Source organism: Pseudomonas sp. Irchel s3f7 (assembly GCF_900187615.1).
Lineage (GTDB): Bacteria > Pseudomonadota > Gammaproteobacteria > Pseudomonadales > Pseudomonadaceae > Aquipseudomonas.
In genome coordinates, this window is sequence record NZ_FYDO01000008.1 from 1 (window position 1) to 14216 (window position 14216).

14 protein-coding genes are annotated in these 14216 nt (G+C 58.9%); 2 read left to right on the plus strand and 12 right to left on the minus strand.

Features of this window, described 5'->3' with window-relative positions:
• Positions 1–255 precede the first annotated feature (255 nt).
• The 8 genes from CKW19_RS08555 to CKW19_RS08595 all read right to left on the minus strand — a co-directional run bounded on the left by CKW19_RS08555 (position 256) and on the right by CKW19_RS08595 (position 9087).
• Entirely contained in the window at positions 256–1146 is an 891-nt protein-coding gene (locus CKW19_RS08555) for an ABC transporter permease subunit (protein WP_053163606.1), read from the minus strand.
• A complete protein-coding gene (locus tag CKW19_RS08560) occupies positions 1143–2024 on the minus strand; it encodes an ABC transporter permease subunit (protein WP_177408792.1) in 882 nt (293 codons plus the stop codon). The genes CKW19_RS08555 and CKW19_RS08560 overlap by 4 nt, the downstream gene beginning before the upstream one ends.
• Positions 2025–2059: 35 nt before the next feature.
• Complete coding sequence (locus CKW19_RS08565; RefSeq protein WP_053163613.1) at positions 2060–3202, minus strand: ABC transporter ATP-binding protein; 1143 nt, start codon at positions 3200–3202, stop codon at positions 2060–2062.
• 71 nt (positions 3203–3273) lie between these two features.
• Positions 3274–4371 carry a polyamine ABC transporter substrate-binding protein gene (locus CKW19_RS08570; protein WP_095057508.1) on the minus strand — a complete coding sequence of 366 codons (1098 nt, stop codon included), beginning with the start codon at positions 4369–4371 and terminating at the stop codon, positions 3274–3276.
• 243 nt (positions 4372–4614) lie between these two features.
• Positions 4615–5727 carry a polyamine ABC transporter substrate-binding protein gene (locus CKW19_RS08580; RefSeq protein ID WP_095057510.1) on the minus strand — a complete coding sequence of 371 codons (1113 nt, stop codon included), beginning with the start codon at positions 5725–5727 and terminating at the stop codon, positions 4615–4617.
• Between the two features lie 185 nt (positions 5728–5912).
• Complete coding sequence (locus CKW19_RS08585) at positions 5913–7277, minus strand: aspartate aminotransferase family protein (protein ID WP_095057511.1); 1365 nt, start codon at positions 7275–7277, stop codon at positions 5913–5915.
• A 60-nt stretch (positions 7278–7337) separates the two neighbouring features.
• The gene (locus CKW19_RS08590; protein WP_095057512.1) at positions 7338–8696 is read right to left on the minus strand and encodes a glutamine synthetase family protein; all 1359 of its coding nucleotides are present in this window, start codon (positions 8694–8696) and stop codon (positions 7338–7340) included.
• A gap of 40 nt (positions 8697–8736) precedes the next feature.
• A complete protein-coding gene (locus CKW19_RS08595) occupies positions 8737–9087 on the minus strand; it encodes a hypothetical protein (RefSeq protein WP_095057513.1) in 351 nt (116 codons plus the stop codon).
• A gap of 278 nt (positions 9088–9365) precedes the next feature.
• Between CKW19_RS08595 and CKW19_RS08600 the strand changes: the two genes are divergently transcribed.
• Together CKW19_RS08600 and CKW19_RS08605 are read left to right on the plus strand one after the other, a co-directional pair.
• Complete coding sequence (locus CKW19_RS08600; protein ID WP_095057514.1) at positions 9366–10742, plus strand: glutamine synthetase family protein; 1377 nt, start codon at positions 9366–9368, stop codon at positions 10740–10742.
• 261 nt (positions 10743–11003) lie between these two features.
• Complete coding sequence (locus CKW19_RS08605) at positions 11004–11642, plus strand: TetR/AcrR family transcriptional regulator (RefSeq protein WP_095057515.1); 639 nt, start codon at positions 11004–11006, stop codon at positions 11640–11642.
• Positions 11643–11646: 4 nt separating this feature from the next.
• On the opposite strand, the gene CKW19_RS08610 is transcribed toward CKW19_RS08605, so the two are convergent.
• The 4 genes from CKW19_RS08610 to ssuC all read right to left on the minus strand — a co-directional run bounded on the left by CKW19_RS08610 (position 11647) and on the right by ssuC (position 14212).
• Positions 11647–12264 carry an LpxA family transferase gene (locus tag CKW19_RS08610; RefSeq protein ID WP_218232064.1) on the minus strand — a complete coding sequence of 206 codons (618 nt, stop codon included), beginning with the start codon at positions 12262–12264 and terminating at the stop codon, positions 11647–11649.
• A gap of 113 nt (positions 12265–12377) precedes the next feature.
• Positions 12378–12593: a molybdopterin-binding protein gene (locus tag CKW19_RS08615; RefSeq protein ID WP_007967989.1), complete on the minus strand. Its 216-nt coding sequence runs from the start codon at positions 12591–12593 to the stop codon at positions 12378–12380.
• A gap of 33 nt (positions 12594–12626) precedes the next feature.
• On the minus strand, positions 12627–13433 hold the full coding sequence (ssuB, locus tag CKW19_RS08620) for an aliphatic sulfonates ABC transporter ATP-binding protein (RefSeq protein WP_095057516.1): 807 nt from the start codon (positions 13431–13433) through the stop codon (positions 12627–12629).
• Positions 13430–14212: an aliphatic sulfonate ABC transporter permease SsuC gene (gene ssuC, locus CKW19_RS08625; protein WP_095057517.1), complete on the minus strand. Its 783-nt coding sequence runs from the start codon at positions 14210–14212 to the stop codon at positions 13430–13432. The genes ssuB and ssuC overlap by 4 nt, the downstream gene beginning before the upstream one ends.
• Positions 14213–14216 lie beyond the last annotated feature (4 nt).

Sequence of the window (14216 nt, forward strand, 5' to 3'; positions counted from 1 at the left end):
GAGCCGATGCATTCCTTATCGGCGCATTAGGTGAAGGGGTGGGACGATGTCTCCCACGGTCTGTACTGGTCAGAGTCAGAAGCGAGGCTTTAGTCCCACCCACCCCTTCAAGTCTAAACATACAAGCGAGCTTGCTCGCGATGGCGGCGCCACGGTCAACATTGATGTTGGATGACTGTCCGCTATCGCGAGCAAGCTCGCTCCTACATTTTGAATCGGGCTGACCACAGTGCTGTGGTCAACCCCGGTTCAGGCTCAAGCCGCTTCCGGTGCCTGCGCGCGGCGCACGTCCGGTTGCTTCCAGGAGTCGGCAGCGCTTTCCTCGATGGCTTGCTGGATCGCACGCTTGCGGCTTTCTTCGGCACGACGGCTGAAGAACCAGACCAGGAAGGTCACGATCGAAACCGCCAGCAGGATCAGGCTGGCCACGGCGTTGATCTCGGGTTTAACACCCAGACGCACGGCCGAGAACACTTCCATCGGCAGGGTCGTGGAACCCGGACCGGACACGAAGCTCGCCAACACCAGGTCATCCAGCGACAGCGCGAAGGACATCATGCCCCCCGCGGCCAGCGATGGCGCGATCATCGGGATGGTGATCAGGAAGAACACCTTCCACGGCCGCGCACCGAGGTCCATGGCCGCCTCTTCGATGGACAGGTCCAGCTCACGCAAGCGCGCCGACACCACCACCGCCACATAAGCCGCACAGAACGTCGTGTGGGCGATCCAGATGGTGACGATGCCGCGTTCCTGTGGCCAGCCGATCATCTGCGCCATCGCCACGAACAGCAGCAACAGCGACAGACCGGTGATCACTTCAGGCATCACCAGCGGCGCAGTCACCAGGCCACCGAACAGCGTGCGGCCCTTGAAGTGGGTGATGCGGGTCAGGACGAACGCGGCTAATGTCCCTAGTGCGACTGCTGCAATCGCCGTGTAGCAGGCGATTTCCAGCGAGCGCACCACCGAACCCATCAGTTGCGAGTTGTCGAGCAGGCCGACGTACCACTTGATCGACCAGCCGCCCCACACCGTCACCAGTTTCGAGGCGTTGAACGAGTAGATCACCAGGATCAACATCGGCAGGTAGATGAACAACAGACCCACCACCAGCATCAGGCTGGAGAAACGGAAGCGCTTCATTCTTTACCCTCCATTTCCTTGGCCTGACTGCGGTTGAACAGAATGATCGGCACAATCAGGATCGCCAGCATCACCACCGCCAGAGCGGACGCCACCGGCCAGTCACGGTTGTTGAAGAATTCTTGCCACAGCACTTTACCGATCATCAGGGTTTCCGGACCGCCGAGCAGTTCCGGGATCACGAACTCACCCACTACCGGGATGAACACCAGCATGCAGCCGGCGATGATGCCGTTCTTGGACAGCGGGATGGTGATTTTCCAGAAGCTGTTGAACGTGCTCGAACCCAGGTCGGAAGCAGCTTCCAGCAAGCTGTTGTCGTGCTTCACCAGGTTGGCGTACAGCGGCAGGATCATGAACGGCAGGTACGAATAGACGACGCCGATGTACACCGCAAGGTTGGTGTTGAGGATCTGCAGCGGTTCGTCGATCCAGCCCATGCTCATCAGGAAACCGTTGAGCAGGCCGTTGTTGCTGAGGATGCCCATCCACGCGTAGACACGGATCAGGATCGCGGTCCAGGTCGGCATCATGATCAACAACACCAACACCGTTTGCAGCTCTTTACGGGCGCTGGCGATGGCGTAGGCCATCGGGTAGCCGATCACGAGGCAAAGGATGGTGCTGATCAGCGCCATCTTCAACGAGCCCAGGTAGGCGGCGATGTACAACTCGTCGTCGCCGAGCATCGCGTAGTTGCCCAGGTTCAGCAGCAACTGCAACTTCTGTTCGGCGAAGCTGTAGATTTCGGTGTACGGCGGAATGGCCACGTCGGCTTCGGCGAAGCTGATCTTCAGAACGATGAAGAACGGCAACATGAAGAACAGGAACAGCCAGATGAAGGGAACCCCGATGACCAGTTGGCGGCCACCGGGAATTATTCGATTGAGTCGGCGTTTGAATTTGCGCATGTTCATGAGCGAAGTACCACGCCGCTATCGTCTTCCCAGTACACGTAAACCTGATCGCCCCAGGTCGGACGTGCGCCGCGACGCTCGGCGTTGGCCACGAACGACTGCACCAGTTTGCCGCTTGGCAGTTCGACGTAGAACACCGAGTGCCCGCCCAGGTAGGCGATGTCGTGGACCTTGCCGCTGGACCAGTTGTACTGGCAGGTCGGCATGTCAGCGGTGACCAGCAGTTTCTCCGGACGGATCGCGTAGGTGACCGACTTGTCCTGCACCGAAGTGCTGATGCCGTGGCCCACGTAGATCTGGTGGTCCATGTCTTTGCAGGTAATGATCGCGTGGCCTTCGGCGTCGTCGATCACTTCGCCTTCGAAGATGTTCACGTTACCGATGAATTCGCAGACCAGGCGGCTGGTCGGGGTTTCGTAGATGTCGATCGGGCTGCCGATCTGGGCGATCCAGCCCAGGTGCATGATTGCGATGCGCTCGGCCATGGTCATGGCCTCTTCCTGATCGTGGGTCACCATGACGCAGGTCACGCCGACGCGCTCGATGATCTCGACCAGCTCCAGCTGCATTTGCGAACGCAGCTTTTTATCCAGCGCGCCCATCGGTTCGTCGAGCAGCAACAGCTTCGGGCGCTTGGCCAGGGAACGGGCCAGGGCCACGCGCTGACGCTGGCCGCCGGACAGCTGGTGCGGCTTGCGCTTGGCGTACTGGCTCATCTGTACCAGCTTGAGCATGTCCGCCACGCGGGCATCGACTTCAGCGGCCGGTAATTTGTCCTGCTTGAGGCCGAAGGCAATGTTCTGCGCCACGGTCATGTGCGGGAACAGGGCGTAAGACTGGAACATCATGTTGATCGGCCGCTCGTACGGCGGCATGTCGGTGATGTCTACGCCATCGAGGAAAATCCGCCCTTCCGTGGGCCGTTCGAAACCGGCGAGCATGCGCAGCAACGTGGACTTGCCCGATCCCGAACCGCCGAGCAGGGCGAAAATCTCGCCTTTCTTGATTTCCAGGGACACGTCGTCCACGGCAATCGTCTCGTCGAACTTCTTCGTGACCCGGTCGATTTTGACCAGCACCTGTTTAGGTGACTGGTCGCCCTCGAGGGCTTTCTTATAGGCGCCGGAGGCAACTGCCATTTACGAAACTCCCAGAAAAAAGAGTGCAGTTCGCTCAAGGTGAGCCAACCTGGATAGTTTGAGCCTTGAATCTATTTACCCGACTTGACCTTGGTCCAGCTGCGGGTCATCAAACGTTGAATGTTCGGCGGTAACTCGACGGACACGTAGGTCTTGTCGAGCACCGCTTGCGGTGGGTACACCGCTTCGTCGGTGCGAATGGACTGGTCCATCAGTTTGTCCGACGCCGGGTTAGGGTTGGCGTAGCCGACGTAATCGCTGACCTGCGCAATCACCTCAGGTTTCAGCAAGTAGTTGATGAACGCGTTGGCCTGTTTGACGTTGGTCGAGTCCTTCGGAATCGCCAGCATGTCGAACCAGAGCGCGCCGCCTTCTTTGGGAATCGAGTAAGCGATGTTCACGCCTTTCTTGGCTTCATCGGCGCGATTTTTTGCCTGGAAGATATCGCCGGAGAAACCGATCGCCACGCAGATATCGCCGTTGGCCAGGTCTGCGATGTATTTCGAAGAGTGGAAGTACGTCACGTAAGGCCGCACCGCCAGCAACTTGGCTTCGGCCTTTTTGTAGTCTTCAGGGTCGGTGCTATTGGCGTTCAGGCCCATGTAGTTGAGCACGGTCGGCATCATTTCATCAGCCGAATCGAGGAACGCTACACCGCAGCTTTGCAGCTTCTTGATGTTCTCCGGCTCGAACAGCACGCCCCACGAATCAATCGTATCGACGCCCAGCACAGCCTTGATCTTGTCGACGTTGTAACCGATGCCGTTAGTGCCCCACAGGTACGGCACGGCGTACAGGTTGCCCGGATCATTTTGCTCCAGGCGCTTGAGCAGCACCGGGTCGAGATTCGAGTAGTTCGGCAGTTGCGACTTGTCGAGTTTCTGGAACGCCCCGGCCTTGATCTGCTTGCCAAGGAAGTGGTTCGACGGCACGACCACGTCGTAACCCGTACGCCCGGCCAGCAACTTGCCTTCCAGGGTTTCGTTGGAATCGAAAACGTCATACACCGGCTTGATGCCGGTCTCTTTCTGGAAGTCGGCCAACGTGCTCTCGCCGATGTAATCCGACCAGTTATAAATATGCACGGTACCGGCGGCCTGGACACTGACAGCCAGTGTCAATCCGGCGCCAACCAGCATGGCATTACGCAACAAAGAAAAAATAGGCAAGTGGAGGTCCTCTAAAATTAGTTGGGCCCAAGTTGCCCCGTGTTACATGACAACCGTGGTTGTCCGGCAACAAAACCGGCGCGCAACTTACCCCCGAAAAACCGTTCCAGCAAAACTTTTATGCAGAAACACCTGTGGGAGCGAGCCTGCTCGCGATGGTCGTCAACGATAACGATGGGTGCCTGACACCCCGCGGCGCTCTCAGGTTCATCGCGAGCAGGCTCGCTCCTACAGGTTAATTACTTATTTACCGGATTTAATCTTGGTCCAGCTGCGGGTCATGATCCGCTGGGTCGCGGCCGGCAAGTCGGCAATCGCGTACAGCTTGGCCAGGACATCCGCCGGCGGGTAAACGCCCGGATCGCTGGTGATGTCTTTATCCACCAGCGGCGTGGCAGCGGCGTTACCGTTCGGGAAACGCACGGCGTTGGTGATTTCAGCCATGATTTCCGGCTTCTGCAGGAAGGTCATGAACTTGTAGGCGCCTTCGACGTTTTCGGCATCTTTAGGGATGGCGACCATGTCGTAGAAGCTGCCTGCACCTTCTTTCGGAATGTTGTAGCTGACTTTCACCTTGTCGCCGGCTTCTTCTGCGCGGGACTTGGCCTGGTAAATGTCACCCGAGTAACCCACGGCCACGCAGATGTTGCCGTTGGCCAGGTCGGAGATGTACTTGGACGAGTGGAAGTAACCTACCGAAGGACGGATTTTCAGGAACAGCGCTTCGGCTTCGGCCAGTTGTTTTTTGTCCTGGCTGTCGGTTGGATAGCCCAGGTAGTGCAACGCCACCGGAATCATCTCGGTTGGCGAATCGAGGAAACTGATACCGCACGATTTCAACTTCGCGGCGTTTTCAGGTTTGAAAAGCAGGTCCCAGGAGTTGGTCGGTGCATCGGCACCCAGTGCAGCCTTGACCTTCTCGGCGTTGAAGCCAATACCGATCGAGCCCCACATGTACGGGAACGCGTGCTCGTTGCCCGGGTCGCTGACCGATACCGCCTTGAGCAGTTCCGGGTTCAGGTTTTTCCAGTTAGGCAGCTTGGATTTGTCGAGCTTCTGGTACACGCCGGCCTTGATCTGCTTGGCCAGGAAGTTGTTCGACGGCACAACGATGTCGTAACCGGACTTGCCGGCCAGCAACTTGGCTTCGAGGGTTTCGTTGCTGTCGAAGACGTCGTAGACCACTTTGATGCCCGACTCGTCTTCGAACTTCTTGACGGTGTCGGGGGCGATGTAATCGGACCAGTTGTACACGTGCAGAACTTTGTCATCGGCGTGAACCGCGCCCGCCATCAACCCCATCACGGACATGGCAAGGAGGGTCTTGCCAGCGAGCTTTTTACCTAGTGCCTTCATGCGTAATGCTCCAAATTTTTCTTTTTTGAACCACTTGTTCAGCGACCGAACCCGGGTAACTGGAACCGCGGCTAGTCTGGCAAGATCCACATCGGTCTATCAAGGAAAGGCCACGCTTTCTGACAGCTCTGAGCGAAAGTCCCTGCGTCATGCAGAACCTCGGACTTGCGCTCAGAGCCTAGCACTTAGCCCTGCAATGCACTCAGGGTCAGATCAAGACACTTGCGCGCCTTGGTCACCAGCTCATCGATTTCCGCCGGTGTAATCACCAGCGGTGGCGCGATGATCATGGTGTCGCCGACGGCGCGCATGATCAGGCCATTGTCGAAGCAGAACTGACGGCAGATCATGCCGACGCCCTTGCCTTCATAACGCTTGCGTGTGGCCTTATCCTGAACCAGTTCGATGGCCCCCAACAGACCTACCCCACGAACTTCACCCACCAGCGGATGATCGTTCAGTTCCCGCAGACGTTTCTGCAAATACGGTGCCGTTTCTGCATGAACGCGCTCGATAATTTTCTCGTCGCGCATGATGCGGATGTTTTCCAGCGCCACCGCAGCAGCCACCGGGTGTCCGGAGTACGTAAAGCCGTGGTTGAAATCGCCACCTTCATTGAGCACGTCCACCACGGCGTCACGCACGATCAGGCCACCCATCGGGATGTAACCCGAGGTCAGGCCTTTGGCGATGGTCATCATGTCGGGCTTGAGGTCGTAGAAATCGCTACCGAACCACTCACCGGTACGGCCGAAACCGCAAATCACTTCGTCGGCCACGAACAGAATGTCGTACTTGGCGAGAATTTCCTTGATGCGCGGCCAGTAGCTGTCTGGCGGAATGATCACGCCGCCGGCACCCTGGATCGGCTCGGCAATGAAGGCACCGACGTTGTCGACGCCGACTTCGAGAATTTTCTCTTCCAACTGATTGGCAGCCCAGATCCCGAACTCTTCCGGGGTCATGTCACCGCCTTCGGCGAACCAGTAAGGCTGCGCGATGTGGACGATGCCCGGGATCGGCAAATCGCCCTGTTCGTGCATGTAAGTCATGCCACCCAGGCTCGCGCCGGCCACGGTGGAACCGTGATAGCCGTTCTTGCGGCTGATGATGACTTTCTTGTTCGGCTGGCCCTTGATTGCCCAATAGTGGCGGACCATACGCAGCATGGTGTCGTTGCCTTCGGAACCGGAACCGGTGAAGAACACATGGTTCATGCCTTCCGGTGCGATGTCGGAGATGGCCTTGGCCAGTTCCAGCACCGGCGGGTGGGCGGTCTGGAAGAACAGATTGTAGTAAGGCAATTCGCGCATTTGCTTGCTGGCTGCGTCGGCCAGTTCATCACGACCGTAACCAATGGCCACGCACCACAAACCGGCCATGCCGTCGAGGATCTGGTTGCCTTCGCTGTCCCACAGGTAAACACCCTTGGCATGGGTGATGATCCGCGGGCCTTTCTCTTTCAGCTGCTTGAAGTCGCTGAACGGAGCCAGGTGGTGATCGTTGCTCAGGGCTTGCCATTCACGGGTTTGCGGATTGTTGCTGGTCATACGAATCTCCTAAAAAAATCAGGTGAAAGCGCCGCCTGGAAAACGACGGCGCCCGGCGTATCAGACGGCAAAGAGCAGGAATTCCCTTTCCCACGAACTGATCACGCGCTTGAAGTTTTCATGCTCGGCCCGCTTGACCGCGACGTAGCCAGTGATGAAATTTTTGCCCAGGTACCGCTCGATGGTCGCGCTGTTTTCCATACGGTCCAGTGCGTCTTCGATGGTCAGCGGCAGGCGCAGGTTGCGGCGTTCATAGCCACGACCCACCACCGGTGCACTCGGGTTCAGGCCTTCGACCATGCCGATGTAACCGCAGAGCAGGCTCGCAGCGATCGCCAGGTACGGGTTGGCGTCGGCGCCCGGCAGGCGGTTTTCTACCCGACGGTTTTGCGGCCCGGCATCCGGAACCCGCAGGCCCACGGTGCGGTTCTCTTCGCCCCACTCCACGTTCACTGGTGCCGAGGTGTCCGGCAGGAAGCGGCGGAACGAGTTGACGTTGGGTGCGAACAGCGGCAACAGCTCGGGGATGAGCTTCTGCAAACCACCGATGTGGTGCAGGAACAACTGGCTCATGGTCCCGTCTTCATTAGAGAAGATGTTCTTGCCGGTCTCGATGTCGATGATGCTCTGGTGCAAGTGCATCGCACTGCCCGGCTCGCCGGTCATCGGTTTGGCCATGAAGGTCGCGGCCACGTCGTGCTTGAGCGCGGCTTCGCGCATGGTGCGCTTGAACACCAGGATCTGGTCGGCCAGGGACAGGGCATCGCCGTGACGGAAGTTGATTTCCATCTGCGCCGTGCCGTCCTCGTGGATCAGCGTGTCGAGATCCAGCTCCTGCAGTTCGCACCAGTCGTAGACGTCTTCGAACAGCGGGTCGAATTCGTTCGCCGCTTCGATAGAGAACGACTGACGACCGATTTCCGGGCGACCAGAGCGACCGATCGGTGGCTGCAACGGATAGTCCGGGTCGTCGCTGCGCTTGGTCAGGTAGAACTCCATTTCCGGCGCCACAATCGGCTGCCAGCCCTTGTCGGTATAGAGTTTCAGGACTTTCTTGAGCACGTTGCGCGGCGACAGCTCGATCGGGTTGCCTTGCTTGTCGTAGGTGTCGTGGATCACCTGTGCGGTGGGTTCGATGGCCCACGGCACGAGAAACACAGCGTTCTGGTCGGGACGGCAGATCATGTCGATGTCGGCCGGGTCGAGCAGTTCGTAATAGATGTCGTCTTCGACATAGTCGCCGGTCACTGTCTGCAACAGAACGCTTTCAGGCAGGCGCATGCCTTTTTCGGCGATGAACTTGTTGGTCGGCGAAATCTTGCCACGGGTAATCCCGGTCAAGTCGGCGATCATGCATTCGACTTCTGTGATCTTGCGGTCTTTCAACCAATCGGTGAGCTGGTCGAGGTTGTTACTCATAAATGCCTCTAGGCTTTGAGTTTCCTGACTCTTTCATGAGTCAGGCGATAGTTGACGCATCGGCGTCGCGTTGGAATGCAAGTCTGCGCCAGGCCGGCGTGCTTGTGGGCACATGCGCCGAGATCAGGCGTGCAGAATCGCGAGCGGTGCCCTGCACGATGGCTGAGCCGCTATTGTGAATCGGTTCTATATTGAATGGAGTAACCGTAATGGGGGTGCCATTGCGACCGTCCAGAATATCGGACGGGGACAGTCGAACCGTCAAGGACGAGAGGATCATCCAGGCTGCTGAGCCCATGGCGCGGGCGGATATGTCACCACTGATATGGCAGACATGCCGACCGACCTGTCTTGAGCAGTCGGTGACGCCGATTAACGGCAGGCGAGACATGAAGCACCCCGGTATTATTGCTGTTATGGGTTTGATTCGAGCTTAGCCTTGTTCATTTTTTTACACAACACCCCCGTAAAAAATACAACACGGCCCGCTCAAGCTCGCGGCGACCAACACACCAAAAGGTATAAAAACGCCCCAAAGTGCCTCAAAAAAGCCATACGAGCGCTTTTTTAGGGCAAAAAAGGCCTTGCTTGACTTCGGCATGCCGTTCGGGTTGACTGAAACCAGAAAAGATCAATGATTGATATTTTTAACAACAAAGGTGTTGCATCATGTCGGTACCCCCGCGTGCCGTTCAGCTTAACGAAGCGAACGCGTTCCTTAAGGAACATCCTGAGGTTCTGTACGTTGACCTTCTGATTGCGGATATGAATGGTGTGGTGCGCGGCAAGCGCATTGAACGCACCAGCCTCCACAAGGTTTACGAGAAAGGCATCAACCTGCCGGCCTCTTTATTTGCTCTGGATATCAACGGCTCGACGGTGGAAAGCACCGGCCTGGGCCTGGACATCGGCGATGCTGACCGAATCTGCTATCCAATCCCCGATACCCTGTGCAACGAGCCATGGCAGAAGCGCCCGACCGCGCAACTGTTGATGACCATGCACGAACTCGAAGGCACCCCCTTCTTCGCCGATCCACGTGAAGTGCTGGCCAACGTGGTGCGCAAATTCGACGAAATGGGCCTGACCATCTGCGCCGCGTTCGAACTGGAGTTCTACCTGATCGACCAGGAGAACGTGAACGGTCGTCCGCAACCGCCTCGCTCGCCGGTTTCCGGCAAACGTCCGCACTCGACACAGGTTTACCTGATCGACGACCTCGACGAATACGTCGACTGCCTCCAGGACATTCTGGAAGGCGCAAAAGAGCAAGGCATCCCGGCCGACGCCATCGTCAAGGAAAGTGCCCCGGCGCAGTTCGAAGTGAACCTGCACCACGTGGCCGATCCGATCAAGGCCTGCGACTACGCGGTCCTGCTCAAGCGCCTGATCAAGAACATCGCCTACGACCATGAAATGGACACCACCTTCATGGCCAAGCCTTACCCGGGCCAAGCGGGCAATGGTCTGCATGTCCATATCTCGATTCTCGACAAAGATGGCAAAAACATTTTTGCCAGTGAGGATCCCGAGCAGAACGCCGCACTGCGTCACGCGATCGGCGGTGTGCTCGAGACCCTACCGGCGCAGATGGCTTTCCTCTGCCCGAACGTCAACTCGTACCGTCGTTTCGGCGCACAGTTCTACGTGCCGAACTCGCCGTGCTGGGGCCTGGACAACCGTACCGTAGCGATTCGCGTACCGACCGGCTCTGCCGATGCCGTGCGCATCGAGCATCGCGTGGCCGGCGCCGACGCCAACCCGTACCTGCTGATGGCTTCGGTTCTGGCGGGCGTGCACCACGGCCTGACCAACAAGATCGAGCCGGGCGCTCCGGTCGAAGGCAACAGCTACGAGCAGAACGAGCAGAGCCTGCCGAACAACCTGCGCGACGCACTGCGCGAGCTGGACGACAGCGAAGTCATGGCCAAGTACATCGATCCGAAATACATCGATATCTTCGTCGCGTGCAAAGAGAGTGAGCTGGAGGAGTTCGAACACTCCATCTCCGACCTTGAGTACAACTGGTACCTGCATACCGTGTAAGCGGTTGCAGTAAAAAAACGCCGCCGGCCTCACAGCCGACGGCGTTTTTTTATGGGTGCCATCAAACCCTGTGGCGAGGGAGCTTGCTCCCGCTGGAGACCGAAGGACTCGCTTTCATCCGCAGTCGGTTCTGTCAGGCACACCGCATCGGCCGTTTTGGGGCCGCTTCGCAACCCAACGGGAGCAAGCTCCCTCGCCACAGGGGATATGGAACATCTGCCCGCTCTGCGTACAATGCCCGCTGCCCCGCAGGAGACTCCAATGACACGCGTAGCCAGCCCCCGCAAACCCCGCGCACGCAGCCAGGCCCGGATCGATTCGATACTCGATGCCGCCCGCACGCTGCTGGCCGCCGAGGGCGTGGCCAGTCTGTCGATCTACAGCGTCGCCGAGCGTGCGGAGATTCCGCCCTCCTCCGTCTACCATTTTTTCGCCAGCGTCCCGGCCTTGCTCGAAGCGCTGACCGCCGACGTCCACGCGGCATTCCGCGCTTGTCTGCAAGCGCCCATCGACCACCACGCGCTGAGCGGTTGGCGTGACCTGTCGCGGCTGGTGGAACAGCGCATGCTGGCGATCTACAGCGAAGACGCCGCCGCCCGCCAACTGATTCTGGCCCAGCACGGCCTGACCGAAGTCACCCAGGCCGACCGCCAGCACGACATCGAATTGGGCGACCTGATGCACAAGCTTTTCGACCACCATTTCGAACTGCCGAAGCTTCCGATGGATGTCGACGTATTTGCCCTGGCCATGGAACTGGGCGACCGCGTCTACGCACGCTCGGTGCAGCAGCACGGGCAGATCACACCGCGTATGGCCGAGGAAGCGATGCGCGTGTTTGATGCCTATCTCGGGTTGTACCTGCCACCGTTCCTGCCCAAGCGCAGCCTCGGCGACTGATGTTTCAAACCTCTTCGCAATCGTAGAGCGCCAGGCGTCTGATCACTGTTCCCGGTCGCAGCAACCCGCCCGGCGCGACCACCGCGTTGGCACCGAGTCGCGCGCCGTCGCCCAACAGTGCACCGAACTTTTCGCACCCGGTCGACACCAGTCCATCACCGATCCGCACGTTCACGGTTTTGTCCGCACGCTCGTTGCGATAGTTGGCAATGAGGCTGCCCGCCTCCAGATTGACCCCGGCGCCCAGCACCGAATCACCGACAAAATTGAAGTGAGCGAGCTTGCTGCCGGCAAACACGAAAGACGATTTGAGTTCGGCACCGGGGCCGATGATGCAGTGCTCATCCAGCCAACACCCCCCACGCAGGTAAGCACCGGCGGCGATGAAACAGTCAGGGCCGATGATCAACGGCCCCTTGAGGATCGCCCCCTCTTCGACCTGCGCAGTGCGGTGGACGGCAATGTCGCCCGAGACTTGGTAATGCTCATCCGGCAACTGTCGTAGCAACTCACGCACACGCTCGGGTGCATCGCTCACCAGCGCCCAGGGCGTTAAGTCTGCCCACGGGGCCAGTGCTGACTGGGTCACGCCATGAATGTAATCCGAAATCCTGACTGTCACCTTGATCTCCTTTTCGTCGTAAAAATTCACGTCGGACTCTACCACCGTCAGCGCAGGCAATAAAAAACCCCGAAGGGCTCAAACCCTTCGGGGTTGTTGTTTAAACACACCGCTTACAACTTGGCGATCGACACCTCGGTGGATTTCACGAACGCGATCACTTCACTGCCGACGGCCAGCTCCAGCTCCTTGACCGAACGCGTAGTGATCACCGAAGTGACGATGCCGGACGCCGTCTGCACGTCGATTTCCGACAGCACGTCGCCGAGGACGATTTCCTTGATGGAGCCTTTGAACTGGTTACGAACGTTGATGGCTTTGATAGTCATGATGTTGATTCCTGTCGTGGGATAAGACTTGAGTTATTGAGCCCAACGCAATTGCGTGGGCAAGGGTGAAACAGGTTCCGGTTCCGGCGGCTGGCCGGGCAGCGCCAGCACGCGATTGAGTACTTCGGTTTCCAGCGCCGCCAGCCGATGGGAGCCGCGCACCCGAGGGCGCGGCAGTTCCACGTGCAGGTCGAGTCCGACTTCGCCGTCTTCGATCAGGATCACCCGATCGGCAATTGCCACCGCTTCACTGACGTCATGGGTGACCAGCAACACCGTGAAGCCGTGCTGTTGCCAGAGCCGTTCGATCAGTTGCTGCATTTCAATTCGAGTCAGGGCATCCAGCGCACCCAACGGTTCGTCGAGCAACAGCAAGCGCGGCTGATGAATCAGTGCACGAGCCAATGCCACGCGTTGTTTCTGTCCACCAGACAACGCGGCCGGCCACTCGTGGGCGCGATCAGCCAGACCGACCGCTTCCAGGGCTTGCAGCGCTTGCGGTTTCCAGTTGCCCTTGAGGCCGAGGCCAACGTTGTCGATGATCTTTTTCCACGGCAGCAACCGCGCTTCCTGGAACATCAGCCGCGTGTCTTCCTGCGCCTCACTGAGCGGCGCGGCACCGGCGAGCAACTCGCCACCCGTGGGCTGATCGAGCCCGGCGAGCAAGCGCAGCAAGGTACTTTTGCCGCAACCGCTACGCCCCACCACGGCGACAAACTGGCCGGCCGGTATGTGCAGGTCGATCTCGCGCAACACCTGCCGCGCACCAAAGGTTTTTTGCAGCTTGCGCACCGCCAGCGGAATCCCGCGCAGCAGTCGCGGAGGTTGTTGAGCCGTCATGCCGCACCTCCCTTGGCAACCTGATACGCCGGGTGCCAGCGCAGCCAGACACGTTCAAGTCCACGGGCCGCGAGGTCGGCCAATTTGCCGAGCACCGCGTACAACAGAATCGCCAGCACCACCACGTCGGTCTGCAAGAACTCCCGGGCATTCATCGCCAGATAGCCGATGCCGGAGCTGGCGGAAATGGTTTCCGCGACGATCAACGTCAACCACATGAAGCCCAGGGCGAAACGCACGCCCACCAGAATCGAAGGCAACGCCCCCGGCAGAATCACTTGCCGGAACAGACTGAAACCGGACAGGCCATAACTGCGCGCCATCTCCACCAGCGCCGGATCGACGTTGCGGATGCCGTGATAGGTGTTGAGGTAAATCGGAAACAACGTGCCCAGCGCCACCAGGAAAATCTTTGCCGACTCATCGATGCCGAACCACAGGATCACCAGCGGAATCAGCGCCAGGTGCGGCACGTTACGGATCATTTGCACCGAACTGTCGAGCAAGCGTTCGCCCCACTTCGACAACCCGGTGATGAACCCCAGTACCAGGCCGATACCGCCACCGATGGTGAATCCCAGGGCCGCACGCCAGCCGCTGATGGCCAGGTGCGTCCAGATTTCGCCGCTGCTGACCAGACTTACGCCGGCCTCGATCACGGCGATGGGCGCCGGCAGAATCCGTGTCGACAACCAGCCTGCCGACACCGACAACTGCCACACCGCCAGCAACAACACCGGCAACGCCCATGGCGCGAGGCTGTGGATGAATTTGTTCATGGCG

Bases quoted from the DNA above. Each gene is read 5' to 3' on its own strand.
- CKW19_RS08565 (WP_053163613.1), bottom strand. From the start codon at position 3,202: ATGGCAGTTGCCTCCGGCGCCTATAAGAAAGCCCTCGAGGGCGACCAG.
- CKW19_RS08615 (WP_007967989.1), bottom strand. From the start codon at position 12,593: ATGACTATCAAAGCCATCAACGTTCGTAACCAGTTCAAAGGCTCCATC.
- ssuC (WP_095057517.1), bottom strand. From the start codon at position 14,212: ATGAACAAATTCATCCACAGCCTCGCGCCATGGGCGTTGCCGGTGTTG.
- CKW19_RS08605 (WP_095057515.1), top strand. From the start codon at position 11,004: ATGACACGCGTAGCCAGCCCCCGCAAACCCCGCGCACGCAGCCAGGCC.
- CKW19_RS08580 (WP_095057510.1), bottom strand. From the start codon at position 5,727: ATGAAGGCACTAGGTAAAAAGCTCGCTGGCAAGACCCTCCTTGCCATG.
- ssuB (WP_095057516.1), bottom strand. From the start codon at position 13,433: ATGACGGCTCAACAACCTCCGCGACTGCTGCGCGGGATTCCGCTGGCG.
- CKW19_RS08555 (WP_053163606.1), bottom strand. From the start codon at position 1,146: ATGAAGCGCTTCCGTTTCTCCAGCCTGATGCTGGTGGTGGGTCTGTTG.
- CKW19_RS08585 (WP_095057511.1), bottom strand. From the start codon at position 7,277: ATGACCAGCAACAATCCGCAAACCCGTGAATGGCAAGCCCTGAGCAAC.
- CKW19_RS08590 (WP_095057512.1), bottom strand. From the start codon at position 8,696: ATGAGTAACAACCTCGACCAGCTCACCGATTGGTTGAAAGACCGCAAG.
- CKW19_RS08600 (WP_095057514.1), top strand. From the start codon at position 9,366: ATGTCGGTACCCCCGCGTGCCGTTCAGCTTAACGAAGCGAACGCGTTC.
- CKW19_RS08595 (WP_095057513.1), bottom strand. From the start codon at position 9,087: ATGTCTCGCCTGCCGTTAATCGGCGTCACCGACTGCTCAAGACAGGTC.